This window comes from Sorangium sp. So ce394, assembly GCF_051474665.1.
Classification (GTDB): domain Bacteria; phylum Myxococcota_A; class Polyangia; order Polyangiales; family Polyangiaceae; genus Sorangium; species Sorangium cellulosum_D.
Window position 1 is genome coordinate 4,970,115 of sequence record NZ_CP150339.1, and the last position, 26,160, is coordinate 4,996,274.

Sequence of the window (26,160 nt, forward strand, 5' to 3'; positions counted from 1 at the left end):
GCGCGAAGGGGAGCCGCGCGGGACCGCCTCGTTCGTCAGCGCGCGCCGGCGACGGCGCGCCACCACGGGGTCGGCGCGTCGACGTGATCGGGCTCGAAGGCCGCGCCGATCTGCGGTGTCACGACGCGCGCGCCGCGCTCGGCCGCCAGGGAGAGCAACGTCTCGGCCGGCTCGTTCCAGTCGTGGAGGGCGAGGTTGAAGGTGCCCCAGTGGACCGGAAGGAGCGTGCCGCCGCCGAGCATCTGGAACGCGATCAGCGCGTTCTCGGGGCCGAGGTGGATCGCCCCCCACGCGGGGTGGTACGCGCCGACCTCGAGCATCACCAGGTCGAAGGGGCCGTGCGTACGGCCGATGTCCGCGAATTCGGGGAACAGCCCGGTGTCGCCGGAGAAGAAGACCTTGCGCCGCTCTGCCTCGATGACCCAGGAGGCCCAGAGCGTCTTGTTGCCGCTCGTCGGCCCGCGCCCCGAGAAGTGCTGCGACGGCGTGGCGGTGAAGCGAACGCCGCCCACCTCCGCGCCCTCGTGCCAATCGAGCTCGGTGATCCGCGCCGGGTCGACGCCGAGCGCCTCGAGGTGCGCGCCCACGCCGAGCGCCGTGACGATGGGGACGCGCGTGCGGGCGAGCGCCTCGATGGTGGGGGCGCACAGGTGATCGAAATGGTCGTGCGACAGGAGGACGGCGTCGAGCGGCGGCAGCTCGTCGAGCGCCGCCGGCACGGGGTGAAAGCGCATCGGGCCCGCGAACGCGACGGGGGAGGCGCGCTCGGCGAACACCGGATCGGTGAGGACGCGGCGGCCGTCGATCTCGAGCAGCACGGTGCTGTGGCCGAGCCACGTGACCCGCAGGCCGGTGGCGCTCCGCCGCGCCCAGGTCTCGTGAGGCCGCGCGAGGGGCAGGGGACCGGGCGGCGTCCGCTGGCCGCGACCGAAGAAGTACTCGCCGATCACGGGCAACGCCGAGCCGTTCATGCCGGGGCCGGCGCCCGACGGGTTCTGGAACCGGCCGCCCTTGAACTGAGCGGAGGCGCGCGCTCTCTCGAGTCGGAGCCCCTTGCGACGCTGGGAATCATTCATGAAGGGAGGACCTCCTGCCGGGCGCGGCGCCTGGTGAGCCAGAGTCCGACGGCGATGGTGACCAGCGCGGCGCCCACGCCGAGCCACGCAGAAGGAGGGCATCGCGCAGGGCGCCGAAGACCCGTTGACCGCACGAGGCGGACGGCCGAACGGGCGCACAGGACGATGTTTACAACTGGAGCTCAGGTTGTCAAGTTTGACATTGACGATTGAAGCGTTTGCTGGCAACTTCGATCCTCGTGAGCGAAGCGAGCTCCACCGACAGGCCCGCCGACGACGTGCGCCGCCGCAAGCTGATGGACGCGGCGCTGACGGTGTTCCTGCGCTTCGGCTTCCGGAAGACGTCGATGGACGAGGTGGCGCGGGCCGCGAACGTCTCGCGACAGGGCCTCTATCTCCACTTCGCCACGAAGGAGGAGCTCTTTCGCGCGTCGGTGGCGTACTTCCTCGACACGGCGCTCGCCGCCGCCGCGGCCGCCCTCGCCGACGCGGAGCGCCCCCTGGAGGAGCGGCTCGTGGCCGCGTTCGACACGTGGGTGGGCCAGTTCGTGGGCGCGCTCGGGTCCGACGCGGCGGATCTCCACGCCGCCACGAAGGAGCTCGTCGGCCCCACGGTCGACGAGCGTGAGGGGCAGTTCGTCGAGGCCGTGGAGGAGGCCCTGCGCGCCTCCGGGCTCGTGGCCGCCTACGCGCCCGCGGGCGTCACCGCGCGGCAGCTCGCGGAGACGTTGTACGCAGCCGCGCGCGGCCTGAAGTACGGCGCCGCGACGCGCGAGACCTTCGTCGAGGGCATGTCCGTCGCCGCGCGGGTGATGTGCCTGCCGCAGCGGGATGACCGAGAGAAGGGGGCGAAGGAAAGATCGCCGGGCGTTCGCGCCGAGGGCGGCCGGCCGCGCAAGGCGCGCGGCACGACACGATGACGTGCGGCGAGGGGCATGAGGGGCCTCCTCGTCGGCGCGACAGGCAGGGCAGGGCAGGGGCGATGGCCGCCCCCGCGGCGGGCGGGGCTCCGGCGTCGTGAGCTTTGGGAGAGCCTCACGGGAGAATTGAAATTCAACCCTGAGGTTGTCGACACCCTCCCCGGAGAATTGAAATTCAACCCTGAGGTTGTCGACACCCTCCCCGGAGAATTGAAATTCAATCCGGTGACTCCGGGCAGCGTCCGGATCGAATTGTTCTGGTGATGCTGTGCATCGCGCACCTGCGCCTACATCCGCCGCGCCGGAGCCCATCGCCGAACGCCGCGCCGGCCCGCTCGCGCCGCGCCGGCCATCCGCTCCGCCGCGCAGCGCAGGAACCTGCTCCCCTCGGCCCTGTCGAACGCCACCGATGCCCAGGCCCCTCCTCCCGCTCGCCGGACTCCTCATCACCGCCGCCCTCGGCGCCGCCGCGACCTCCGACGCGGCCACGGACCACCGCGACGCGGTCGCCCGCGGCCTCGACCTCTTCGTCCACGCGCCCGACCGCGGCGCCCCCGGCGCCGCCCTGCCGGTCCAGGTCCTCGCGCTCGGGTTCCCGACCGCGGTCACGCTCCGGCCGCTCGAGGCGGCCACCGTGGAGGCGACCTGGGATCCCGAGCACCTCGGCAAGGTCAGCGCCGTCCCGCCGCCCGTGCGGGTCACCACCGACGCGAAGGGGCGCGCTCACCTCGACGTCCCCATCCCCGACGGGCCCGAGCGCGAGCTCCGGCTGCTGCTCGGCGTGCGCGCCGGCGATCGGCAGCGGACCCGGACCCTCACCGTGCAGCGCCAGGCGCCGCTCCACGTCGACCTGCACGTCCCCGACGCGCGCGTGGTGCCGGGCGGCGCGACGTCGGCGTGGATCACGGTGCAAAGCGAGGCCTCGGGGCAGCCGGCCCCGCGCGTCCCCGTGGAGGTCAGCCTGCTCGAGGGCGGCGTCGCGCGGCACACCGCCGTGGTCACCACCGACGCCGCCGGCGTCGCCATGGCGCGCGTGCCCGTCCCCTGGATCGACGAGCCCGGATGGCGCTGGGTCCTCCGCGCCCGCGCGCGGGGCGCGGCGGGGGCCTCCTCGAACGCCGCGCAGATCTCCCTCTCGCCGCGCGAGGAGACGCCCGGCGCCCCGCAGATGCTGGCCGAGTGGTCCGAGCAGGACCTGCGCGCCGGCGACCGCGCCGCCTACGTGATCCGGATCCGCGACGGCGCCGGCCAGCCCGTGGCCGGGCTGCCGGTGCGCGTCTGGACCGGGCCGAAGGGCACGAGCCCGCCCGAGGACAAGGCCGCGTGGGAGAAGCTCACCGCGCCCGCGCGCACCGACGCGGCCGGCGAGATCCGCGGCGCGGCCGCGGCGCCCACCACCGTGGTGCAGGGCGTGGGGACCACGCTGCGCCTCGTCGCGCGCGCCTCGCTCGAGGGGCACGAGCTCGAGCGCGAGGCCACCGTCTCCGTGGAGAGCCCCACCTCGGAGGCGGAGCTGCTCCCGGAGGCGGGCGCGATCGTCCCGGGCGCCGCGCAGCGCATGCTCCTGCGCGTCCGCGACGCGCGGCGGCAGCCGGTGCAGGGCACCTTCACCGTCGAGGGCGACCGCCTCCAGGCCACCGTGACCACCGACGCGTACGGCGAGGCCGAGGTGGCCTGGGACGCGCCCGCCGACCTCGGGGCCTTCCGCAACGTCGGGCCGTGCGCCGGCGGCGTCGCGGCGGCGGTGCGCGTGCGGCCCGCGGGCGAGCTCCCGGCGCTCGCGTCGCGGCGCGAGCCGTTCGCGCTGTGCGTCTCCGTCGATCGCGAGGCCACGGCGCTGCTCCGGCCCGAGCGGCTCCTCGCCCGCGCCGGCGACGCGCTCGCGCTCCGCGTGATCGACGCCGGCGGCGCGGACGCCCGCGCCGGCCGGCGGCCGGAGGGCGGCAGGGCCGCGGACGCCGCCGGCTGGAGCGTGATCGTCCAGTCCTCCGCCAGCGCGGCGCGCGCGGCGAGCGCCTGGATCGCCGGGGGTCCGGAGGGCGGCGCGCTCGGCCTGCCCGAGGGCGCCACCGGCGTCTGGACGCTCAGCGCCGCCGCCCCCCGGCAGGGCGCCGCCGCGCGGCAGGCCGGCGGCGCGGTGCTCGTCGCGCCGCGCGTGCTCCCGCGGCTCGAGGCCCGCATCGCCGGCGGCCGCGCGGCTCCGCGCGGCGCCGTCGACGTGGACCTCGCGCTCACCGACGGGGGCGGCCGCGGCCTGCCGGGGACCGTCGCGGCCGTCGTCGTGGACCTGCACGGCGGGGGCAGCGTCGGCGGCCTCGCGGCGCTCGACACGCGCGCGCGGCTCTGCCAGGGCATGGTCGAGCCCGAGCGCTGCGGCGCCTTCCTGGAGGGCGATCCCGCGCTCGATCCGCTCCGGCGCGCGGAGCTCGGCGCGCTGGCGCGCGCGGCCATCGCGCCGGCGATCGATCCGGCCGGCGCCGCGAAAGCGGCGCTCGACGAGGCGTTCGGGAAGGTGCTCCGCTCGCTCGAGGGGGCGGTCTTCGAGGCCACCAGCGACCCGGAGCGGCTGCGCGACGTGCGCCGCCGCGGGCCGGACGGCGCCTATGCATGGAACCCCGAGCTGATGACCCTGGTCACCGCCGCCATGGATGCGCCGCCCGAGACGCCCGGCGGCGAGCCGCTCTCGCTCGCGGACCTCCTGTCGGTGGACCCGCAGGTCACGTTCGATCACGTCGCTCGCCGCGTCACCCGCCTCAAGCTCTTCCGCATCCTCGCCGCGGCGCGCGCGTTCCGGCGCGAGCGGCTGCTCGACGCCGACGAGCCGGCGCTCCGCGATCCGAACGCGCTGCTCCGCCGCCTGGTGCGCGACGAGCAGCTCGAGGAGTCGCTCCTGCGCGATCCCTGGGGCGGCACCATCCAGTTCACCCCGACGACGGCGCCGCCCGCGCCGTTCCTCACGGTGCGGCGCGGCTTCGCCCTGCACGCGCCCGGGCCCGACGGCCGGATCGGCACGGGCGACGACGTGCGCGACCCGTTCGAGCGCGTGCTCCGCTCGGGCACGCCGTACGCCAGGGCGGTCGGCGAGGATCGCCTTGTCGACGCGAGGTTCGACATGGAGGTCGGCGACGCCACCGTGTCGGCGTGGGAGAGCCTCCTGGAGGAGCTCACGGGCACGTCGCTGGGCGAGGGGAGCGGCCTGGGCGGCCTGGGCCTGTCCGGCGTGGGGTCGGGCTCCGGCGCGGGGTTCGGTCAAGGCCACGGCAGGCTGGGCGGCGCCGCCAGGACCTCGTACGGCGCGGCGCGGGGCGTGTTCTTCTGGTCGCTGCCCCAGCGCGCGGACAGGGACGGTCGGCTGCGGATGCGCGTTCCGCTCGGCGACGTCGAGACGACCTACCGGCTCGTCTTCGTGGGCGTGCCGGACGGCGCCACGCCGGCGACGGCCACGCTCGACGTGCCCACCGCGCAGCCGCTCTCGGCGCGCGTGGAGGCGGGCGCCGCGTGGGTCGAGGGCGACGAGGTCGACGTGGAGATCTCGATCCGGAACCGCTCGCCGAGGCCGCTCCGCGCGACCGTGGAGCTCACGGCGCGCGGCGCGGCCGCCCTCGCGGACACGCGGAGCCGGGCGGCGGCGGTCGACGTGCCCGCGGGGGGCGCGGCGCCGGTGCGCGCGCGGGTGCGGGCGCTGCGCGCGGGGCGGGCGGAGCTCGCGGTCGCCGTGAAGGCGCAGGGGACCCCGGGCGACGCGCTCGTGCACGCGTGGGACGTGGGCCCGGCGGGCGAGCCCACCGACCTGACCCACGCCCAGGGCGTCGAGGGCGGCGCCACGGCCACGCTGCGCGTGTCGGCGGACGCGCAGCGCTACCGCCTCACCGGCCGCCCCCGGCTCGTCGTCGAGCGCGGCCTCGCGAGCGCGCTCGCCGCGGCGCTCGAGGCCATGGATCCCGATCGGCTCACGTCCGCCGGGGCGATGGCGGACGCGGTGGAGGTCGCGGCGCTCGTGGGCCGCTGGGCCGCGTCGCGCGGGGGCGAGGGCGCGCCGCTCGTCGCGCGCGCGGAGGACATCGGCCGCCGCGCCGTGGGCCGGCTGCTCGCGTACAGGGCCGGCAAGAAGGGCGTGGGCTTCTGGCCCCCGGCGCTCCGGGCGCGCACCTTCGCCCCGGCGGCCGTGGTGGAGGAGCTGCCGGAGCTCGACGCGCGCTGCCCGCCCGAGCCGCTCCAGCCCACGGCGGCGCTCGACGCGCTCGAGGTGGAGCCCTCGCCGGCCGGGGGCGCGGTGAACGCGTGCTGGGACGCGCTCGTCACGGGCACGCTGGACGAGGTGATCCGGAGCGGCGATCGCGTGGCGCTCGCCCGGGTCCTGCTCGCGCTCGCGGAGCGGCCGCACCGGGCAGCGCTGGCCGCGAACGTGGCGGACCGGCTGCGCGCCTGGGTGGCGCTGGGCCCGACCGGCGGAATCACGCTGCCGCCGGATCAGGCCGAGGACCGGAGCGCGCGCGCGGTCGTCTACGCGGCGCTGCTCCGCGCCGCCGGGCTCGGCCGGAGCGCGGCGCCGCCCGCGAGGCTCCTCGGCTGGGTGGGCGTGCAGCGGGACGTGCGCGGCGGCTACGGCGCGCCGGCCAGCACGCTCGCGGCGGTGCGCGCGCTCCTGGCCCACGGGGGCGAGGGTCGCGAGGTCGCGCGGGTCACGGTGACGTCGGGCGGCGCGCGCCGCGACGTGGAGGTCGGGCCGTCGGGGCGGCTCGTGGTGCCGCTCGACGCGGGCGCGACGGAGGTGGCGGTCGCGGTGGCGGGGCCCGCGGTCGTGGCGCGCCTGGAGCGCCCGGCGCTGCGGCGCTGGAGCCGACCGCCGGCCGCGGCGGCGAGCCCCGTGCAGGCGGAGATCTCCTGGCCGAAGCGCCCGCGCGCGGGCGCGACGGGCAAGCTCGGGGTCTCGCTGCGCCACACGCTGGGCCGCCCGATCGAGGTCGACGTGCGCATCCCGCTCCCCCCCGGGGTGTCGCTGGCCGCGCCGCTCGACGGGGTGCGGCAGGTGAACGGCGTGCTCGCGCTGCGGGCCTCCCTGGACGCGAGGCGGCTCTCGACGCTGGTGGAGATCCCGGTGCGCTTCGCGCTCGCCGGGAAGGTGACGGCGCCCGAGGCGCAGGCCCGGGTGGCGCACGAGGAGCTGCCGCGCGCGGTGGTCCCGGCGCGGCCGCTCGTGATCGAGTGAGCGCCGGCGAGCTTGCCGCCGTCGCCTCCATCCATCGTATCCTGGGCGCCGTGCGGCCTCGCCCGACCGCCTCGCCCACCCGCGCTCGCGAGCACCTCGCCATCCTCGCTGGCGCCCTGGCCGCGGGCGCCTGCGGGGCGCTCTTCGATCAGGTCACCGCCACGATCTCTCCGGAGTATTTCCTCGACGGAAAGGGCCTCGCCGCGTCGAGCTTGCCGTTCCGGCTCGCGGTCGCGTGGACGGGGTTCCGCGGAGGTCTGCCGCTCGGCGCCCTCATCACCGGCGTGGGCCTCGTCCGCGCCGCGCGCAGCGACCGGTTCTCGTGGCACGCCTGGCTGGCCAGGATCGTGGCGGCGCTCGCCGCGGCGCTCGCGCTCTGCCCGGCCGTCATGGCGGCGCTCGACCCGTTCGGCGTGCGCGAGGCGAGCCTCGGCGCGTGGCCACCCGGCGCCGCCACGCGGTACCTCGTCTGCTGCGGGATCCATGCGGGCGCCTACCTCGGCATCGTCGTCGGCGTCCTCCTGGACGGCCGGCCCGCCCTCGGCCGATCGCCCCAGCCGCGAGCAGGCCGGTCCTCCGCTGACCCATCGACGGATAGCTAGGCAGACACGGCAACCCCGCAGGAGGTCCTCGCATGCCCTTTCAAATCCCACCGCCCCTGCTCGAACGCCTGCGCGCTCGACGTCTTGAGCAACGTCAGCTGCGGGCAACTCGCAGCGCTGCCGGCGCGCCGCGCGAGCAGACGGGCGGCAACTTCATCGATTCCATTCGACACCTCTTCTCTGGAGCTTCTTCCGTCGAGCAGGTGGCCGGGCGGTACGTCGCGGCCATGAGCTCCTGGCAGGACGAGGTCGAAGACAAGTACGACGCGTTCTTGCTCGACCCCGGCATGGGACCGATGACCTATCTGACCTCCGACGGCCGCGTCCTCGAAGACCTCCGTGGTTGGGACGGCGATGAGCTCGTCGAGGTTGGTGGTTTGAGCGCACACTCCGCGCTGATCGTCGGCGCCCGGAAGACGGGCATCGTCGAGCTTCTCGAGCTGATCCCGCAGCCTCCTCCGGGGTCGTCCGTCTGCTCGAAGTGCAACGGCGAACGCGTCGTTGAACCGGTGCCCGGACTCGGAGCCGAGCTCCCCTGCACCGAGTGCGACGCGCGCGGGTGGATTGATGCCGCCTAACTCCCGAATGAGCCCGCCGAGCCACTCCGTGGCCCCTTGCGGCGCCGCTCCGTGGCTCGCGGGTCCTTCGAACGTCGGCCAGGAGAAAGAAGACTGGGCAAGCGGGAGAGTTGCTCGCGAGGTCGAGGCGCCTCTCGTGGGCTGCACGTCGATGCCGTGCGCGCCGGCATGAGCGAGGCGCCGAGCGCTCAGACCTGTGCCACGCCGCCGTCGACGAAGAGCTCGCTTCCGTTGGTGAAGCTGCTGTCATCGGAGGCGAGGAAGACGGCGGCCTTGGCCACCTCTTCCGGCAAGCCGAGCCGCCCGAGGGGGGTGCTGGCGACGAGGCTCGCCTTGATCTGCTGCGCCTGCTCCTCGGTCGCGCCGAGCCCGTGCAGCCCTGGCGTGTCGATCGGCCCCGGGCTGAGCACGTTGACGCGGATGCCGCGGTCCTTCAGGTCGAGCGCCCAGGTGCGCGCGAAGCTCCGCACCGCGGCCTTGGTCGCGCTGTAGACGCTGAACGCAGGGGACCCGGTGGAGGCCGCCGTCGAGCCGTTGAGGATGATCGACGCCCCGTCGCGCAGCAGCGGCAGCGCCTTCTGGACCGTGAACAGCACCCCCTTGACGTTGATGGCGAAGGTCTTGTCGAAATGCTCCTCGGTGATCGCGCCGAGCGGGGCGAGCTCGCCGCCGCCGGCGTTGGCGAACAGGACGTCGATGGGGGCGCCTCGCTGCTTCACCACCTCGAAGAGGCGATCGAGATCGGCGAGGCTCGAGACGTCGCTCCGGACGCCGGTGGCCCTCTCGCCGATCTCCTTCACGGCCGCGTCGAGCTCCGCCTGCCGCCGCCCGGTGATGAAGACGCGCGCGCCCTCCGCCGCGAACCGCTTCGCCGTCGCGAGGCCGATCCCCGTGCTGCCGCCTGTGACAATCGCTACCTTGCCCTGGAGTTTGTCGCTCATGGTGTCCGTCCCTCGATCGCGGCGCTCGACGTCGCCGGCCCCCTGGAGTTAAAGCCGAAGCGGGGGGCGGCCAGCCGGCGATCGTGGCACGCTGCGTTCCGCTGGCGGAACGCAGAGATCACCGATGCAGGATCTGAACGACTTCTTCTTCTTCGCCGAGGTCGTGGCGAACGGCGGGTTCGCGAAGGCGGGGCGCGCGCTGCGGCAGCCGAAATCGAAGCTCAGCCGGCGGATAGCGCAGCTCGAGGCGCGCCTCGGCGTTCGCCTCATCGAGCGCTCGTCGCGCCGCTTCAGCGTCACCGAGGTGGGCCAGGCGTTCTATGAGCGCTGCCGATCCGTCATGAGCGAGGTGGCGCTGGCGGAGGCCGTCGTCGCCGAGGCGCACGGCGAGCCGCAGGGGCTCGTCCGGCTGAGCTGCCCCACGGGCATGATGGAGCTGGTCGGGCCCATCCTGCCCTCTTTCATGGAGCGCTACCCGCGTGTCGCCCTCCAGGTCATCCCCACCAATCGGCGCGTCGACTTGATCGAGGAGCGAATCGACATCGCGCTTCGGGTGCGCACAAGGCTCGACACCGACGCCACGCTCACCCGGAAGACGCTCGCGAAGAGCCGCCGGCTCCTCGTCGCGAGCCCCGCCCTCGCGCGTCGCCTGGGCGGCGCGCCGGACATCGCCGCGCTCGCCTCCGTACCGACCCTCAGCCCGAGCGAGCAGGCCGGCGAAGAGGCGTGGGAGCTCGTCGGGCCCGAGGGGCAAACGCACGTCGTGCATCACGCGCCGCGCCTCTCGTGCGGCGATTTCGCCGCCCTGCGAGCGGCGGCCATCGCGGGGCTGGGCGTGGCGTTGTTGCCCGATCACATCGCCGCGGCGGACTTGAGGGCTGGCAAGCTCGTCCGCGTCTTCCCCGAGTGGTACGTGACCGAGGGCATCGTCCACCTCGTGTTCACCGCGCGCCGCGGATTACCGCCCGCGGTCCGGGCGCTGATCGAGCACCTCGCGCGCCACATCCATGACGACGTGATGAAGGAGGGTATCGACTGCGGGTGCTGTCGCCCCGAAGGGCTGGCCGCGACGCCCATGTGAGCGCGCTCCTCGGCGCGGCCGTGCTGCTCTCGGCGCGCAGGACCGCAGCTCTCCGCGCTCGCTGCTCGCTCCAGGCGAGCGGCCGCTCGAGACCGGCCCCCTCCGAGGCCGGGGCGCGCTATCCTCGCGCTGTCGTGATCAACCTCCGCACCCTCGCGCCAGGCGACGAGGCAGCCCTCGAGGCGTTCCTCGTCCAGCACGCCGACAGCTCGATGTTCCTGCGCTCCAACGTGCGCGCCGCCGGCCTCGCCGACCGCGGCGGACCTTACGAGGCCACCTACGTGGCCGCGTTCGAGCAGGACCGCATCGTCGCCGTCGCCGCGCATTGCTGGAACGGGCTCGTGCTCGTCCAGGCGCCCGTCCACGCGGAGGCCGTCGCGCGCGCCGCCGTCGAGCGCTCCGGTCGCGCCAAGCGGCTCGGCGTCTCCGGCCCGTACGGGCAGGTCGCCCGCGCCCGCGAGGCGCTCGGCCTGCCCGAGCACGGCGCGGCCCGCGACGCCCGCGAGACGCTGTTCGCCCTGGATCTCTCGGCGCTCCGCGTGCCCGCCTCGCTCGCTTCCGGCGAGGTGCTCTGCCGCCGCTCCGAGCCCGTCGACGTCGATCGGCTCGCCCGCTGGCGCGCCGCCTACTCCGTCGAGCTCTTCGGCTGGTCGCCCGGCCCCGCGCTCGACGCGTCGTCGCGCGAGCAGGTCGCGCGCCAGCACGAGGACGGCGACGCTTACGTCCTCGTGGCGGGCGAACGGCCGGTGTCGTGCACGTTCTTCAACGCGCGCCTGCCCGACATCGTGCAGGTCGGCGGCGTGTGGACTCCGCCCGAGCTGCGCGGGCGCGGCTACGCGCGCGCGGCCGTCGCCGGCTCGCTGCTCGCGGCGCGGGACGGCGGCGCGGCGCGCGCGATCCTCTTCACGGGCGCCGAGAACCGCGCGGCCATCGCCGCCTATGCGTCGCTCGGATTCACGCCCGCCGGCGATTACGGGCTCTTCTTGCTCGCCGGCGCCTGAGCGCGCCCATCCCGCCCGGCCCGGCGCGGCGCTACTGGCACGCGCCCTGGTCGATCCAGTCGGCCGGGCACCACGAGGTCGGGTTGCTGGGCGGGCAGGCCGGGTTCGACCACCAGACCTGCTGGGCAGCGACCCACAGGTGGCCGCCGTCGGTCACCCGGGTGCCGGGCGTATAGACCTGCGCCGAGGCCCACGCCGGCACACCGCTGCAGTCCGCGCCCGCCGCGTGCAGCCGGCTCTGCGGGATCACCTCCCGGACCTGGCTCGGGCTCGACCAGAAGAGCCGGATCGTCGCGTCGACGCTGTTCTCGTAATACTCGAGCTTCACGTCGTACGGCTGGCCCGCCACGAGCGAGAGGGTGGCGCTGTCCAGCGTGGAGCTGTGATCCGTCCAGTTGTCGATGAGCAGCGTGCCGTTCACCCAGAGGCGCACGCCGTCGTCGGACTCGGTCGAGAGCGTGTACGTCTCCGTGTAGCGCGGCACGAGCTGTCCGGTCCAGCGCGCGGAGAAGCCGTCGGCGGGAACGGACCCTCCGGGCGAGCTGGTGCCCCAGCCGAACGCCACCATCGGGTCGGTGCGGACGAACGGAGTGCCGGTCAGGCTGGTGTTGCTGAAGTACTCGCCGCGGAGGCCGTCGCCGTTGCCGTCGGGCGGGGGCGTGCAGGCCTCCCAGGTGGCCGGCGACGTGGTGAGGCTGCGGTTCTGGTAGGCGTACGGCGTGAACTGATTGAAGGACCAGGTGCTCGCGCCCGACAGCGGCTGCCAGGTGCCCGCGGTCGTCTTCACCTCCTGGCGAAGCATCTTGATGGGCGCGTCGCAGGGGATCTCCGGCGTGACCTGGCCCTCGGACGCCCAGTGCTCGACGTCGTGCGTGTACATCTCGATGTTCCCGGGGTCGTCCTCCGCGAGGAACTGCCAGCCCTTGCCGTCGTTCACGTCGACGTAGAGGCAGATCTGAGAGCCGTTGACGTCGGCCACGCGCTCGGTCGTGCACGACTCGTACTTGAAGGCGACATGCTGCCCCGGCTGAAGCGCGATAAGGTCGCCGCCGAGCCTGCAGGTGCCCCCGATAGGGACGCCGGTCTCGAGGTTGTGCCAGTCGTAGGCGCAGCTCGGGTGATTCCCCGTGACGCCGTTGTCGTCGGCGAAGTAGTAGACGAACCAGCCGGGCGGATAGTGGTAGATGCCCGATTCGAGGTTGTTGTACCACTGGCCCACGGCCGTCCAGGCCGTGCTCTCGTTCAAGAGCTCGGGGACCTCCCACTCGACGATCCAGCCGCGCGTGTCGCCGACGTTGCCCGTGTAGCTGCTCGTGAGATCGTAGCTCCCCCACCTCTGGGTCGCCACGCCGAGGGTCTCCTCGCCGTCGTCGCCGGCCCCGGCGACGCACCCGGTCGGCCCGAGCGCGCCGAGGAGCAAGAGCGCCACGCCGGCGTGCCATCCGGCGGCGCGAAGGCCGCGAGGAGAGGAGGTATCCGTCAACGAAGAGAGGATCTTTGTCATGGATGCCTTTCTTGAGCAGCGCCCTGCCTCCGCGCGATGCGCGAGGTGGGCGCGAGATCCGCGGAGACGGACGAGGCCCGGCGAGCGGCGCGGAGGCGCCCGCCCTCCGAGGTCCCTCCCCCCGCGAGGGCTCAATGGGCGCTGTTTAGGTCGCCCGCCGGAGCGATTCCAATGCGTAGATCACATCGACCTCATGCATTGCATGCATGCCGGCGCGCGATCGGCGCTCAACGCCGATCCGGGGCGCGCCGAGCGCCGCGAGGCGCGCTCACACCACGGCGCGCGCGAACTGTCCCGGCGTGATGCCGACGATGCGCTTGAAATGCCGGTTGAGCTGGCTCTGGTCGTAGAGGCCGACGCGCGCGGCGATCTCGGACGGCGGCACGCCCCGCGTGAGGAGCGCGCGGGCGCGACCGACGCGCAGCTGCGTCACATAGGCATACGGCGTCACGCCGAGCTGGTCGCGAAACGCGCGAATGAGCTGGAACTTGTCGAGCCCCACGTGCAGCGCGATCTCGTCGAGAGAGAGCGCGGTGACGAAGCGCTCGCGGATGAGCTCGAATGCGCGGCGCAGGCGGGCGCCCCAGGCGTACGGGCGTCCGCGTTCGGCGCGACCCGGACTGGTGAGCGCGACGACGGAGCGCAGCGACTCGGCAAGCGCGGTCTGGAGCGCGAGGGGATCGGCGTCGCGCTCGTGGACGAGCGCGTGCAGGGTGAGGAGCGGCGCGCCCTCGGGCTCCCCGCGTTCGAGAAACAGGCCTGGCCGGGGCGCGAAGGGCCGGCCTCCGAGCGAGAGGCGCGCGTCGTCGACCAGCGCGTCGTCGAAGAGCACCACCTGGAACCGCGCCGGCCCATCGCGGCGCTCCTCGCGGTGCACCTCACCCGGGAGCATGAGCGCGAGCGCGCCCGGCGTCGCCGTCCAGGTGCGCCCGCGCGCCCGCCACTCGCTTTGGCCGGCCGTGAAGGAGACCGAGGCGAAGCGGTCCTTCACGGAGCGGTGGCGCCGGGCATCGCTGCGGCAGCGGGCCACGGTCACGCCGGAGAGCGCCTTCGGTCGCGCGATTTCGATCCGCAGCGGATCGTCCGGATCGCGGGCTGGCAGCGCGCTCGGCATGCTCCGGAGCCTAGTGGGCCGACGCGCGCTGCGCCAGGCCCATTCCCGTGGACCGCGCGCCGCGCGGGTCCCGTCAATTTTGCCCAAGCCGCGCCGGCGGAGGGGGGACATCCTCCGTCCCGAGGTCGCGGATCTCGTCATCCTCGACCCACCTGCGCGCGACGCTGACGGGCGCCGCCATGCGGGTGATCCGCTGCGCGTCGACGCGGGCGCTGCCCTCCTCGACGCGCGGCAGAGCGCCTCGGCGCCGCGCGCTGGCACGACATGGCCTGTCCTTCATCAGGCCCACAGATCCGGAGCGAATCCTATGGGACGGTTGCGAGATAAAGTCGCGCTCATCACCGGTGGAAACATGGGAATCGGCAAGGCCGCAGCGCTGTTGTTCGCCCAGGAGGGCGCCAAGGTGGTCATCGCCGCTCGCCGGGTGGCCGAGGGCGAGAGGACGGCCGCGGAGATCGTCGCCCGAGGGGGAGAAGCCATCTTCGTTCCGACGGACGTGTCGCGCGCGGCCGACTGCGCCGCCATGGTCGCGGCCGCCGTGGAGAGGTACGGGCGGCTCGACGTCGCGTTCAACAATGCAGGCGTGGAGCAAGCCGTCAGGAGCGTGCCCGAGCTCGAGGAGGACGAGTGGGATCGCGTGATCGACATCAACCTGAAGGGCGTCTTCCTGTCGATGAAGTTCCAGATCCCGGAGATGCTCAAGGCCGGCGGGGGCGCGATCGTCAACACGTCCTCCGTCGGAGGCCTCGTTGCGACGCCTGGTCTGTCCGCGTACGTGACGTCGAAGCACGGCGTCATCGGGCTGACCAAGGCCGCGGCCATCGATCTCGCCGCTCGCAACGTGCGGGTGAACGCGATTTGCCCTGGGGGCACGCACACCGCGATGTTCGACAGGTGGATCGAGGATGGGGCCGTGGAGCAACGCGTCCTCGCGAGCCACCCGATCGGCCGGTTCGCGGACCCGATCGAGCCGGCTCGGGTGGCCCTCTTCCTGGCGAGCGACGAGGCGTCGTTCGTGACCGGGGTCGCCCTGCCCATCGATGGCGGGCTCGTCGCGGCCTGACACGGCCGCCGTGTGGACGGACCGTATCGTCTAGAATGGCTCCCAGGAGGGCTATTCCCATGAGCCGAGAGCTGCGGAAGTTTGATTTGTTCGCCCCCGATTTCCAGGCGGACCCGTTCCCCACCTACGCCGAGATGCGCCGCTCCGGGCCGGTGTGCGTGCTCGAGCCGCTGGGCGCCTGGGCGGTGAGCCGGTACGCCGATGTCATCGCCGTCCTCAAGAACCCTCAAAAATTCTCGTCCGCTGGCAACGTCGACGCCTTTCACCCGCCCTGGCTCCCGAGGCAGCCGGGGGCGCACTCCCTGCTCTCGATGGACCCGCCGGAGCACACGAAGCTCCGGAGCCTCGTCAGCCGCGCCCTGGGGCCCGGGATCATCACGAGCATCGAGCCGATGGTCCGCGCCATCGCCGAGCGCCTCACCGACGCCCTGCAATCCAGGGGTGAGTCGGATTTCGTCGCCGACTACGCCGTCCCGATGACAGCGGGCGTCCTCGGCGAGCTCCTCACCCTGGATCCTTCCCTCCACGCCAATTTCAAGCGGTGGACGGACGATTTCCTCAGCGTCACGCCCGTCCCGCAGAGCCCCGAGCACGCCGAGCGCGTCCGCGCGTCCGTCGCCGAGATGGAGCGCTACCTCGGCGACGTCCTGGAGGCGCGGCGGCGCGCGCCCGGCGATGATCTCGTGAGCGCGCTCCTCCAGGCCGAAATCGACGGCCATAAGCTCACCCCGGAAGAGCTCATGTCCTTCGTCTTCGTCCTGGTCCCAGCGGGGTTCGACACCACGTCCACACTGATAAGCAAATCAATCATCACCCTCGCCAAGCGCCCCGCGGACACGGAGCGGCTGCGCGAGAACCCGGCGCTCATCCCTCGCTTTATCGAAGAAATGCTCCGGTGGGACCCGCCTACCCATAACATCTTCCGCAAGGCGATGCCCGGAGCGGAGGTGGGCGGCGTCGAGGTGCCCGCCGGCGCTCCGGTGACGGTCATCCTCGCGTCCGCCAACCGTGACGAGGCTGTGTTTCCCGACCCCGACGAGTTCAAGTTGGACCGCGACGTGCCAAAGACCGGGACGGGGGCGTCGGTCGCGTTCGGGCACGGCGTCCATTTCTGCGTCGCCCACCTCCTCGCGCGCCTGGAGGCGAGGGTGGCGCTCGAATCCTTGCTCGCTCGATTCAAGCGAATCGATCTGCTCAACCCCACCATCGAGTGGAGCACGATGGTCGTCGTGCGAACCCCATCGCGGCTGCCGGTCCGCGGCGTCTTGCCCTGATCGACCGGGGCTGACGTTTCCGCGAGGGCAAGACTGCCCTTCCCCGGCCGCGTCTACAGCGCGCCGCGGCGGCGCTCGGCCCGAGCCGCAGCATTTCCACGTTTCGATGGGCTCTCAAGGTTTCACTTGGTACCGTTCGCGCCCACCGCAGCGGCTCCCCTCGTCAGAAATCGCTTCCTGGCTCCAGCCGCTCGTCGAGAACGCCGTCAAGCACGGCATCGGCGGCCAGGTGCGGGGCGGATCCGTGACCCTGCGGGCCGAGCTCGCCGGCGACGATCTCCTGCTGACCGTCCTCGACGACGGGCCCGGTCCGACCCCCGCGACCCGGCCCGGCACCGGCACGAGCCTCGCCGATCTGCGCGAGCGGCTGCGCCTGCTCTACGGAGAGGACAGCAGGCTCGTCGCGAAGGCCGCGCCCGGAGGCGGCTTCATCGCAGAGCTCCGGCTGCCCGCGGGGCGGCGCTCATGAGCTCCCGCCGCGCGAGCGGCCGCACGGCGGCGCCGGTCGAGAGGCCGGCGGCGCGCCGTTGCTCAGCGTTTGCGACGCCGGCAGGATCCTCTTCTTCGATCCCCGCCGGATTACCCGCTTCCACGCCGAGGACAAGTACACGACCTTCACCCTCGACGGCGAAGAGCACCTCGTGCGCGAGAGCCTGAGCGCGCTGGAGGAGCGCCTCTCGGCGCTCGGCTCTCTGCCCGTGCATCGCTCCGAGCTCGTCCGCGTCGACGCGATCCGGGCGCTCGAGCCGGAGCCCGGCGGCGCCGTCCTCCACCTGGCCGATGGACAGACCGTCTCGGTGAGCCGTCGATTCCTGCCCTCGCTGAAGCAGGCGCTGGGGCTCCGATAACGTCTTTGGTGCCAGACGATGCCGTGAGGGGAAGGCTCAGCGCGGGGCGGTGAATCTCCTCCAGAGATTCGGCGGCAGCCTTAATTCGAGATTGCATGGGACCACCATGAATGTTCCTGTTCAGGCGCAGCTCATCCGGCAAAATAGGCCGGCTGGGCGAGGTCGGCGAGCAGGGTCGGCCCGGTGGGCTCCCAGCCGGTGAGCTCGCGCGTGCGGGCGCTCGACGCGGGCGCGTCGGCCCCGGCGAAATCGGCGAACCAGCCGAAATGCTCGCGCGGGCGCGGCTCGACCGGCAGGTCGAGCGCGCGGCCGATCGCCTCGGCGATCGCGCGGAAGGCGATCCCCTCCTCCGCGCTCGCGTGATAAACGCGGGCCGGCGCGCCCGCTTCCAGCGCCAAGCGATAGAGCCGACCCGCGTCCGACACGTGCACCGCGGGCCAGCGGTTCGCGCCGTCGCCGATGTAGGCCGACACGCCCTTCTCGCGCGCGAGCCCCGCCAGGATCGCCATGAAAACATGGTCGCCGATCCCGTGCACCGTGGGGGCGAGCCGGACCGTGCCGACCCGCACGCCGCGCTCGGCGAGCGCGGCCGCCGCCGCCTCGGTCTTCCTGGGAAAGCTGGGATCCGGCACGTCCGCCTCCGTCGCGACCCGGCCGGGGGCGAGCAGCGCCAACCCCGTGGTGACGAGGATTGGCTTGTCCGTCCCAACCAGCGCCTCGCCCATCGCCTCGATCGCGCGCCGGTCCTGCTCGCTATTCTCGGCGAACCTCGAGAAATCGTGGTTGAAGGCGAGGTGGATGACCGCGTCGGCGTTGCCAGCCGCCTCGGCGAGCCGGCCGAGGTCGTCGAGGGTGCCGCGCAGCACGTCCGCGCCCTTCGCGGCGAGCCCCGCCGCTCTCTCCTCCGAGCGCGAGAGGCCGAGCACCTGGTGCCCGGCGCCCAGCAACTCGTCCACCACCACGTTGCCCACCCAGCCGGTGGCGCCCGTTACAAATACGCGCATCGCAATGCCTCCTGAACAGTTCCCCAGTCACTGTCGGGGTGCGTGTCTTCGGGGTAAAGTTGAGAGCTTATCCAGGTATAACCCTCAACAGGCTGGACCCTCTATGCCCGGCAACGGCTCACTCGGCGCCTATCTCCGCGAACTGCGCACCCGGCTCGATCCGGCGGCTCTCGGCTATGCCAGCGGCCGGCGGCGCACGCCCGGGCTTCGGCGCGAGGAGGTGGCGCAGCGCGCCCGGATCAGCGCCACCTGGTACAGCTGGCTGGAGCAGGGCCGCGGCGGCGCGCCCTCCGCCCAGGCGCTCGACCGGCTGGCCAAGGCGCTGATGCTGACGGACGCGGAGCGCGAGCACCTGTTCCTGCTCGGGCTCGGCCGGCCGCCGGAGGTCCGCTACCAGCCGTCGGGAGGGGTGACGCCGCGGCTGCAGCGCGTGCTCGACGCGCTGGACGCCTGCCCCGCCATGATCCGGACCGCGACCTGGGACGTGGTCGCCTGGAACCGGGCGGCGGCCGCCGTGCTCACCGACTATGGCGCGCTGCCGTCGGCGGAGCGCAACGTGCTCCGCCTGATCTTCCTCGATCCCCGAACGCGCGCGGCCGATTTCGACTGGGAGAGCGCCGCGCGGTTCGTCGTCGGCGTGTTCCGGGGCGACGCCGCCCGCGCCGGGGCGGCTGCGACCGTGCAGCCGCTGGTGGACGAGCTCTGCGCGAAGAGCCCCGACTTCGCCGCGATGTGGCGTGACAGCGAGGTCCACAGCGCCTGCGAGGGCGTGAAGCGCCTACGCCACCCTGTGCTCGGGGAGATCGCGCTCGAATTCTCGGCGTTCGCGATCGATGGCCGGCCGGACCTCGCCATGCTGGTCTACACGCCCCTCTCGGCCGACGACGCGGCCCGGATCAGGGCGCTCGCCGCCGCCCACGCCGGCTGAGCGGTGCGCTCACTCGGCGGAGCCGGCCTCCGCCATGCCGCGGTGGGCGTAGCCACGGCGGGCGGCGCGGGCGAAGGCGCCGGGCGTGATCCCGAAGGCGCGCCGGAAATGGCCGTGCAGCTGGCTCTGATCGCAGAAGCCGAGCGCGCTCGCCACCTCGCTCACCGGCCTGCCCGCCGCCAGCCACGCGTACGCGCGCGCGATGCGCGTGCGCAGCACGTAGGTGTACGGCGGGATCCCGTGCTCGGCGCGAAACGCGCGGCACAGCTGGAAGCGATCGAGGCCGGCCGCCGCCGTCAGCTCGTCGAGCGACAGGGCCTCGCCGAGGCGCGCGTGGACGAGCTCGACGGCGCGCCCGAGGCGGCCGCGCGGCACGCTGGCGTGCGGCCGCGCATCGGCGCCGTCGAGCTGGCGCACCAGGGCGTCGAGCGCCTCGGCCACGACGACCTGCCGCGTGAGCGGATCGGGCCGCCCGCGGTACGCACGGTGGAGGGCGAGCAGGGGCCGGCGATCGGGATGGCGCCGCTCGAGCAGCGGCACCCGCAGCGAAAGGCTCGGCCGCAGGCCGCGGCGCTCGGCCTGCTCGCGCACCAGCGCCACGTCGAAGTTCACGATCTGGAAGCGCGCCGGCCCGTCGCGCCGCAGATCTCTGTGCACGCTCGCCGGCGCGTCGAAGTGCAGGTCGCCCGGCGCGCTGGCCACGCCGCCGCGGCGCGACCAGAACTCCGCGCGCCCGCGGTGGATCAGCGCCACCGCGTACGTCTCCTTGACCGCGCACCACAGCCGCTCGTCGGCGTCGACCAGCAGCGAGCGCACCCCGGGCACGTCGGCATAGGCGCGCAGCTCGGTGCGCACGGGCGCAGCGTCTCTCGGCATCCTCCGAGGGTAAACCGGCGCCGGCGGCCGCGCTCGCCGAAGTTTTCGCGCGAGCGCTCGAGGACGACGCTCGCGGTCGCGCGCCAACGTTGGCGCAAGGAAGCCCAAGACGACGCCGCGGTCGCGCCGCATGCTCGCGCTCGACAAGCGAGGAGCCCACGCATGAACGAATCGTCCGCCGCCCCCTGCTCGCCGCGCGTCGCCGCCAGCGCCGCGTTCCTGTGCTTCGCCCCCGTCATCGTCAGCTTCGCCGTCGCCCCCGGCGCGCTGTGGCCCGAGTACCCGGGCCTTGCCTTCCACCTCGCGGTCTTCGCGCTGGTCCCGAGCCTGCGCGCGCCGGAGTGGGCGCGGATGGCCGGCTACGGCTGGCTGTTCCTCGACGTAACCACCGGCGTGCTGGCGCTCAACGACGTGCCCCGCGCCGTCGCCGATCCGGTGCGGCTCGGCGCCCACATCTTCGCCGGCATCTGGATCGTGACGGCGTCGCGCGCCGGCTCGCTGCCGGTGAAGCTCGTCGGCGTCCCCGCCGGCGCCTTGCTCTTCGCCTACAGCTTCGTCTCGCCCTTCTTGCCCCCGACGGTGCTGGCGCCGGCGTCGATCTTGATGATGGTCTGGTTCGCGCTGATCGCCTGGCAGAACGGCAGCCAGCGGCGCGCGTGACGCAGCCGCGCGTCGGGCCTTGGGGAGATTCGGCACGGCGTGGGTAAGGGGGTCCAAACGCCTTTGCGAAGGAAAGTGCCCACTCGCGCCGACGTTCGATTGACATCATCGCACACACCACGACGTGGCCGTGCCATCCAGAAAACCCTAGTGATGGCGACCGGAGCACCCGCATGCCGTCACCAGCTCAGCCCGGGGTGCCGCCGCCCGGGGGCTTCAGGTGTCGCGGCTCGCCTGGATGATCCCACGCGGCGATCAGCGCCTCGATCTCGCGCCTGGTAGCCATCCTGAGGTTCAACCCAATGAACGTCGACGGCCCCGCCGGGGAGGTCTTCGCGCCGTGGTGCGCAGCGAAGCACTCAGCAGCTCACATCCTGCTCCGCTCACCTGAGATTACCCTCACGCGCTGAGCGCCCGACGTTCATCCACTCGTGACTTTCCGCACTATGCTGGCATACAGGAACCATGATACACGTGCAGACGTCCTTGGATCCCGAACCATCTGACGCATGCACGCGTCGATGAAGCTCGGGGTGTGACGGAGAGGGAGCACTGATGCGAAAGTGGCATAGGTCTCGGAGAATCGCCGTCCTGCTGCCCGAGCTACTGAGTGTCGCGCTGCTCGTGTCGTCGTGCAGCGAGCTCGATCCACAGGAGGAGCTCGAGTCGCGCGAGGCCCTGGGCACGCCCGACGCTGCCAACACCAAGTCTGGCGGCGGCGAATCGCAACAGAGCGGACAGGAACGCACTTACCGGCATCCCCTTCGCCAGGCGGGCATCACGGGAGGGAAGGTGCAATTCGTGGACACCAAGGACGCGCCAGATGGCTCGCGTTACGCCCTCATCGAAGGCGCCCGGGCGCACGAGGAGGCGAAGGTGGTCACGACCTCGGGCGTCGAGCGCCTCGGACGGAGGACGATGACGCGCGCCGACCGTGACGCGCTCGAAGCGCTGAAGCGGAAGCAGAACGGGGCGCGCTCGCCCGACCGGGCACCCGCGCCGAAGCTGGGCCCCGCTCTCGCTGCTGCGGTCGATGCCGCTCCGCACAGAGGCGTATACGGCACCGTCCTGATCCGTCTTGAAAAGTCGACGCGCGGAGCGCTCATCGACCAGCTCGAGCGTGCCGTCGCCTATGGAGAGATCGAGACCACGGCCGACTACCGGGCAAAGCGGGCCGAGCTCCTCGCGCGCAGGCGCTACGAGATCGCGGCAGCCCAGGCGCCGGTGATCGACGCGCTCCGCGCGCTCGGCGGCAAAGTCGCCTACCGATGCGAGCACCTCGAGTGTCTCACCGTGAGGATGCCGCTCGCAGCGGCTCGGTCGCTGGCGCAGCGGCCGGAGATCGCGCGCATGGACCTGGATGCCGAGGAGGCGCCCGATGCAGACATCAATGGCACCCTCGTCCTCAGCGGGACCCAGCTGAATCAGTTCGTGAACGCCGGGTGGGATGGTGAGCGTACCGAAGACTCCTCGGACGACGTCCGCGTTGCCATCCTCGAACAAGCCGGTCCGGACGATGAGCATCCCGGGTACCGGGAGGACGCTTCCAGTACGAGCACTCGCATCGGCGGCCGTTACGAATGCACCGCGAGCGGATGCACAGCAGTGAGCGATTTCACGAACGAAGGCGATCACGCGACCCTGGTCAGCGGCATTGTGATGGGCGATCTGCGCGACGGGCAAGCGTCGGGCCTGACCGCCAGCCAGCAGATCGCTTACTCAGGGTATGCCGGCGAAGCCCTCGCCTACATGTACGGCAATGGGGCGAGCAACAGCGGAACGCGCATGGCGTTCGATCACATGATCGGCCTGGAGCACCCTCCGAGCGTCGTCAACTACTCCGGCGGCTCCGCCACCGACGATCCGAGCTGCCTCGGCGAGAGCGCCTTGTCCAGGGACGCTAACGATCTTTATGAAAACGGCATTCTGCTCGTCAAGACAGCTGGCAACACCGAGCATTCGAACACGAGCGACTGTACCGTTGGGTCTCCCGGGTCAGCCATCGGGGTGTTCACCGTGGGGGGGCACGGCAACTCGTCTTCCGGCACGGAGACCGACGTGAGGAGCGCTGCGGTTTTCTCGTATACGTCGCGCGGCGGAGCCAGCCTGTCCGAGGGGAAGAACCGGTCTATCGTCGACGTGACCGCCTATGCATGCCGTAAGAATCTCTTCGATCTGAGCCTCGGGTATTCGGTCTCCGCGTGCGGCACGAGCATCTCCGCGCCGACCGTGACCGCTGGCGCCATCAACTTCATCGATTATTACAAGGATTCCCATTCGAGCCTGATCGCAGAGCCCGGCATGCTGTACACGCACCTCTTGCTCATGGGCGACCGGCAGGGCGAGAGCGGAAAGATCACACATGGCTACGACCATCTCTGGGGGGCCGGGCGGTTGAAGATGAGGCGCCTGGACGCAGCGGGCATGGACAGCCCTTACGGCTGGCAAGCAGGCAGGGTATGTATCGACGACGGAGAAGTTTATACGCTTCCTATCAACTCGGGCAACGTGTTGAGTGATAGGGTCGACGACTTGAAGGCGGTCGTGTACTGGTACGACCGCCGCCACGAGACCGGGGGCGCGATCGACGACATCGATCTGAGGCTCCTGACTACCGCAGGGACGCCCGTGCAGGAGAGCCTCGACGATTACGACAACAAGGAGCGAGTGTACGCGAGCGGGGTCGGCGGCAAAGCCCTTAAACTCGAGATCATCGGCACGAGGGTCACGTCGGACGACGAGGGGTGCGGTGCCAACTCGATGCGGGTCTACTTGGGCTATATCTACGAGGATCGAAACCGCGACGACGCGGATGGCCCGGGTGCGGAGATCGACCCCGAGTAAGGAGCCCCGCGGCTGCTCCATCATCTCCCACGCTGACCAGGTCTGACCGGACTCCGCGTCGAAGACGGCGCGCTGAATCTGCGCTCGGAGGTGCGGCACGCGGGCCAGCAGGCGGCCCCAGTTCGCGCGGACGCGATCATTATCGACGAAGCTGCGCGACGGGTGCATCGGCGCGATGCTCTCGAAGTCCTCGGTGAACGAGCCGACGATGCCTCGCGCCGATCCTGGGCCTCGGGCGCTCCGCGAACGCGCGCGGCGCAGGTCGCGCGGCGAGCTCGGATCGCGCGGCGGGCGCGCGAAGGTCTTAGAACCGCACGATCCGCCCCCCACGCCCCTCTCCCCGCGTCGGTCTCGTGCCCCGCCCGGCGCCGGGGCTTGGCGCCGCCCGCCGATCGCCTACCATGGCCCCGATGGCCGACACCTTCGCCACCTTCTCCCTCGAGGGCGACAAGCTCCCCGCGGACACCGCCGTGACCCGCTTCGAGGCCGTCGAGGCCATCTCCACCCCCTACACGGTCGAGGTGCGCTTCGCGACGCTGGACGCCGCCTTCCGGGTCGAGGACTGCCTGCGCAGCCGCCTCTGCCTCCGCGTCACCGACTCCTCCGGCAAGGAGCGCCTGTTCGACGGCATCGTCGACCGCGCCGGCTTCGCGCGCCTCGCCGGCGACTCCCGCCAGTTCGACGTCCGCCTGCGGCCCGCCCTCGCGGCCCTCGCGCACCGCGAGGGGTGCCGCATCTTCCAGGAGAAGACCATCGTCCAGGTGGCGCAGACGATCTTCGAGGAGGCGGGCTTCGGCGACAAGGTCGAGTGGCGGACCGCGAAGGAGTACGAGCCGCGCGAGTTCATCGTCCAGTACCGCGAGTCGCACCTCAACTTCGTCTCACGCCTCCTCGAGGACAACGGCCTCTTCTACTATTTCCGGCACGAGGCCGGCGGGCACACGATGATCATCACCGACGACCCCGCCGCCTTCGCGGTCGAGGAGGGGACGCCGGTGCTCTTCCGCATGGCGCAGGGCGGGCTCCCGGGCAGCCTGCCGCTCAAGAAGCTCGCGCGGACGCGCGCGCTGCGCACGAGCAGCGTCCACCTCCGGGACTACGATTTCGAGAAGCCCGACGTGAAGCCCGAGTCCTCGCTGCCCCGCAAGGAAGCCTTCGTCCTGCCCTATTTCGAGTACCCCGCCGGCTTCACCAAGGGGAGCGTGGGCGCCCGCCGCGCCGACGCCCGCATGCGCGAGCTCGCCGCCGACGCCGACGTGTGCGAGGGCGAGAGCCGCGCGGCCGGGCTGAAGGTGGGCGAGCCGTTCCTCGTCGAGGGCGCCGCGGAGCCGTGCCTGAACGGCGAGTTCGTGGTCACCCACCTCGTCTCGCGCGGCAACCAGACGCTCACCGGCGGAGACACCAACGTCGACGTCGAGAACCACTTCCGCGGCATCCCCAAGGGCGCCCCCTTCGCGGCCGAGCGCCGCGCGCGGCGGCCGCGCATCCGCGGCGTCCAGACCGCGGTCGTCACGGGGTCGAGCACCCAGGAGCAGGCGCTCCACGTCGACAAATACGGCCGCATCAAGGTCCGCTTCTTCTGGGACCGGCAAGGCCAGCAGGACCACACCTCGAGCTGCTGGCTGCGCGTCTCGCAGATCGCGATGGGCGGCTCGATGATCCTCCCCCGCGTCGGCTGGGAGGTCTCCGTCGCCTTCCTCGACGGCGACCCGGACCGGCCCGTCGCCCTCGGGCGCACCTACAACGCCGAGAAGACGCCGCCGCAGCCGCTCCCCGCCTCGAAGGCGTCCGGCTCGCTGAAGAGCATGTCGTCGCCGGGCGCGGGCGGCCACAACGAGATCGGCATGTCCGACAGCTCCGGCAGCCAGGGCTTCGGCATCCACGCCCAGAAGGACCTCAACGTCACCATCGGCAACGACAAGGTCGAGGAGGTCGCGGTCAACGAGGAGCAGCACATCAGCGTGAACGGCTCCCGGTCGGTCAAGGTCGACGAGTCGATCTCCGTGGCCGGCAATCAATCGCTCGACGTCGGCGCGGTGCTCTCGCACAAGATCTCGGGCAACCAGAGCATCTCGATCGGCGGCAACGACACGACCAACGCGATCAGCAATTACGTCGAGAAGGTCACCGGCAATCGCTCCTACACGGTGAGCGGCAACCAGATCACGATCTCGAACGGCGTCGAGCAGTCGATCACCGGCGACATGAGCCGCAAGGTCGGCGCGCTCCAGCTCTCCGGGAGCCTCGCCTCGATCAACGACAACGTCCTCGGCGGCATGACCGAGACGGTGGGCGCCGTGAAGGCGCAGATCATCAACGGCAGCCACGGAGAGCAGATCACCGCGAACAAGGACCAGACGTCGCTCGCGGCCGAGCTCCACCTCACGAAGGGCTCGCTCTCCCACGTGGCGGCCGGCGTGACCAACCTCGTGGGCGGGCTCCATTACCAGAAGCTGAACGGCGATCTCGTGGTGCAGGCGCCGCTCATCACGCTCCTCGGCGCCGTCGGCGTCTTCAAGGGCGGCGGCAGCGAGCTCAAGCTCGGCGGCGGGCCCATCGTGATCAAGGGGTCCAAGATCGCGGTCAAGGGCGCGCTGGTGGTCAAGATGGGCGCGTCGATGAAGCTCGGATCGTGAG

20 protein-coding genes are annotated in these 26,160 nt (G+C 72.3%); 14 read left to right on the plus strand and 6 right to left on the minus strand.

Translation table 11 applies throughout. The features are described from left to right. Positions 1–35: 35 nt before the first annotated feature. Positions 36–1,076: an MBL fold metallo-hydrolase gene (locus WMF33_RS18330; protein ID WP_061629619.1), complete on the minus strand. Its 1,041-nt coding sequence runs from the start codon at positions 1,074–1,076 to the stop codon at positions 36–38. A gap of 239 nt (positions 1,077–1,315) precedes the next feature. Between WMF33_RS18330 and WMF33_RS18335 the strand changes: the two genes are divergently transcribed. The 4 genes from WMF33_RS18335 (at position 1,316) to WMF33_RS18350 (ending at position 8,385) form a co-directional block, all read left to right on the plus strand. Continuing rightward, the gene (locus WMF33_RS18335; protein WP_437338333.1) at positions 1,316–1,996 is read left to right on the plus strand and encodes a TetR/AcrR family transcriptional regulator; all 681 of its coding nucleotides are present in this window, start codon (positions 1,316–1,318) and stop codon (positions 1,994–1,996) included. Between the two features lie 409 nt (positions 1,997–2,405). Beyond that, a complete protein-coding gene (locus WMF33_RS18340; protein ID WP_437338334.1) occupies positions 2,406–7,205 on the plus strand; it encodes a hypothetical protein in 4,800 nt (1,599 codons plus the stop codon). 50 nt (positions 7,206–7,255) lie between these two features. Continuing rightward, complete coding sequence (locus WMF33_RS18345) at positions 7,256–7,807, plus strand: hypothetical protein (protein ID WP_437338335.1); 552 nt, start codon at positions 7,256–7,258, stop codon at positions 7,805–7,807. Between the two features lie 32 nt (positions 7,808–7,839). After that, entirely contained in the window at positions 7,840–8,385 is a 546-nt protein-coding gene (locus tag WMF33_RS18350) for a hypothetical protein (RefSeq protein WP_437338336.1), read from the plus strand. Positions 8,386–8,573: 188 nt separating this feature from the next. Here WMF33_RS18350 and WMF33_RS18355 read toward each other — a convergent pair whose 3' ends face one another. Continuing rightward, a complete protein-coding gene (locus tag WMF33_RS18355) occupies positions 8,574–9,326 on the minus strand; it encodes a glucose 1-dehydrogenase (protein ID WP_061622507.1) in 753 nt (250 codons plus the stop codon). Positions 9,327–9,450: 124 nt separating this feature from the next. Between WMF33_RS18355 and WMF33_RS18360 the strand changes: the two genes are divergently transcribed. Both WMF33_RS18360 and WMF33_RS18365 read left to right on the plus strand, forming a co-directional pair. After that, positions 9,451–10,407: a LysR substrate-binding domain-containing protein gene (locus WMF33_RS18360; RefSeq protein WP_437338337.1), complete on the plus strand. Its 957-nt coding sequence runs from the start codon at positions 9,451–9,453 to the stop codon at positions 10,405–10,407. A gap of 134 nt (positions 10,408–10,541) precedes the next feature. Further along, positions 10,542–11,408: a GNAT family N-acetyltransferase gene (locus WMF33_RS18365; protein ID WP_437338338.1), complete on the plus strand. Its 867-nt coding sequence runs from the start codon at positions 10,542–10,544 to the stop codon at positions 11,406–11,408. Between the two features lie 31 nt (positions 11,409–11,439). On the opposite strand, the gene WMF33_RS18370 is transcribed toward WMF33_RS18365, so the two are convergent. Continuing rightward, on the minus strand, positions 11,440–12,837 hold the full coding sequence (locus tag WMF33_RS18370; protein WP_437338339.1) for a PA14 domain-containing protein: 1,398 nt from the start codon (positions 12,835–12,837) through the stop codon (positions 11,440–11,442). Between the two features lie 343 nt (positions 12,838–13,180). Beyond that, positions 13,181–14,026: a helix-turn-helix domain-containing protein gene (locus tag WMF33_RS18375; RefSeq protein WP_437338340.1), complete on the minus strand. Its 846-nt coding sequence runs from the start codon at positions 14,024–14,026 to the stop codon at positions 13,181–13,183. A gap of 307 nt (positions 14,027–14,333) precedes the next feature. Here WMF33_RS18375 and WMF33_RS18380 point away from each other — a divergent pair, with 307 nt between their 5' ends. The 4 genes from WMF33_RS18380 (at position 14,334) to WMF33_RS18395 (ending at position 17,211) form a co-directional block, all read left to right on the plus strand. Then, a complete protein-coding gene (locus tag WMF33_RS18380; protein WP_437338341.1) occupies positions 14,334–15,089 on the plus strand; it encodes an SDR family oxidoreductase in 756 nt (251 codons plus the stop codon). A 59-nt stretch (positions 15,090–15,148) separates the two neighbouring features. Next, positions 15,149–16,363 (plus strand): cytochrome P450, encoded by a 1,215-nt coding sequence (locus tag WMF33_RS18385; protein WP_437338342.1) that lies wholly within the window; start codon positions 15,149–15,151, stop codon positions 16,361–16,363. A gap of 106 nt (positions 16,364–16,469) precedes the next feature. After that, positions 16,470–16,832 carry an ATP-binding protein gene (locus WMF33_RS18390; RefSeq protein WP_437338343.1) on the plus strand — a complete coding sequence of 121 codons (363 nt, stop codon included), beginning with the start codon at positions 16,470–16,472 and terminating at the stop codon, positions 16,830–16,832. Positions 16,833–16,890: 58 nt separating this feature from the next. After that, complete coding sequence (locus WMF33_RS18395; RefSeq protein ID WP_437338344.1) at positions 16,891–17,211, plus strand: LytTR family DNA-binding domain-containing protein; 321 nt, start codon at positions 16,891–16,893, stop codon at positions 17,209–17,211. Positions 17,212–17,342: 131 nt separating this feature from the next. On the opposite strand, the gene WMF33_RS18400 is transcribed toward WMF33_RS18395, so the two are convergent. Continuing rightward, positions 17,343–18,215 carry an SDR family oxidoreductase gene (locus WMF33_RS18400; protein WP_437338345.1) on the minus strand — a complete coding sequence of 291 codons (873 nt, stop codon included), beginning with the start codon at positions 18,213–18,215 and terminating at the stop codon, positions 17,343–17,345. 103 nt (positions 18,216–18,318) lie between these two features. On the opposite strand from WMF33_RS18400, the gene WMF33_RS18405 reads away from it, so the two are divergent. Continuing rightward, positions 18,319–19,143: a helix-turn-helix transcriptional regulator gene (locus WMF33_RS18405; RefSeq protein ID WP_437338346.1), complete on the plus strand. Its 825-nt coding sequence runs from the start codon at positions 18,319–18,321 to the stop codon at positions 19,141–19,143. Between the two features lie 9 nt (positions 19,144–19,152). Here WMF33_RS18405 and WMF33_RS18410 read toward each other — a convergent pair whose 3' ends face one another. Then, positions 19,153–20,019 carry a helix-turn-helix transcriptional regulator gene (locus WMF33_RS18410; RefSeq protein ID WP_437338347.1) on the minus strand — a complete coding sequence of 289 codons (867 nt, stop codon included), beginning with the start codon at positions 20,017–20,019 and terminating at the stop codon, positions 19,153–19,155. Positions 20,020–20,181: 162 nt separating this feature from the next. Between WMF33_RS18410 and WMF33_RS18415 the strand changes: the two genes are divergently transcribed. The 3 genes from WMF33_RS18415 to WMF33_RS18425 all read left to right on the plus strand — a co-directional run bounded on the left by WMF33_RS18415 (position 20,182) and on the right by WMF33_RS18425 (position 26,159). Beyond that, on the plus strand, positions 20,182–20,679 hold the full coding sequence (locus WMF33_RS18415; RefSeq protein WP_437338348.1) for a hypothetical protein: 498 nt from the start codon (positions 20,182–20,184) through the stop codon (positions 20,677–20,679). 555 nt (positions 20,680–21,234) lie between these two features. Continuing rightward, complete coding sequence (locus WMF33_RS18420) at positions 21,235–23,523, plus strand: S8 family serine peptidase (RefSeq protein ID WP_437338349.1); 2,289 nt, start codon at positions 21,235–21,237, stop codon at positions 23,521–23,523. 410 nt (positions 23,524–23,933) lie between these two features. After that, positions 23,934–26,159 carry a type VI secretion system Vgr family protein gene (locus tag WMF33_RS18425; protein WP_437338350.1) on the plus strand — a complete coding sequence of 742 codons (2,226 nt, stop codon included), beginning with the start codon at positions 23,934–23,936 and terminating at the stop codon, positions 26,157–26,159. Position 26,160: the final 1 nt, after the last annotated feature.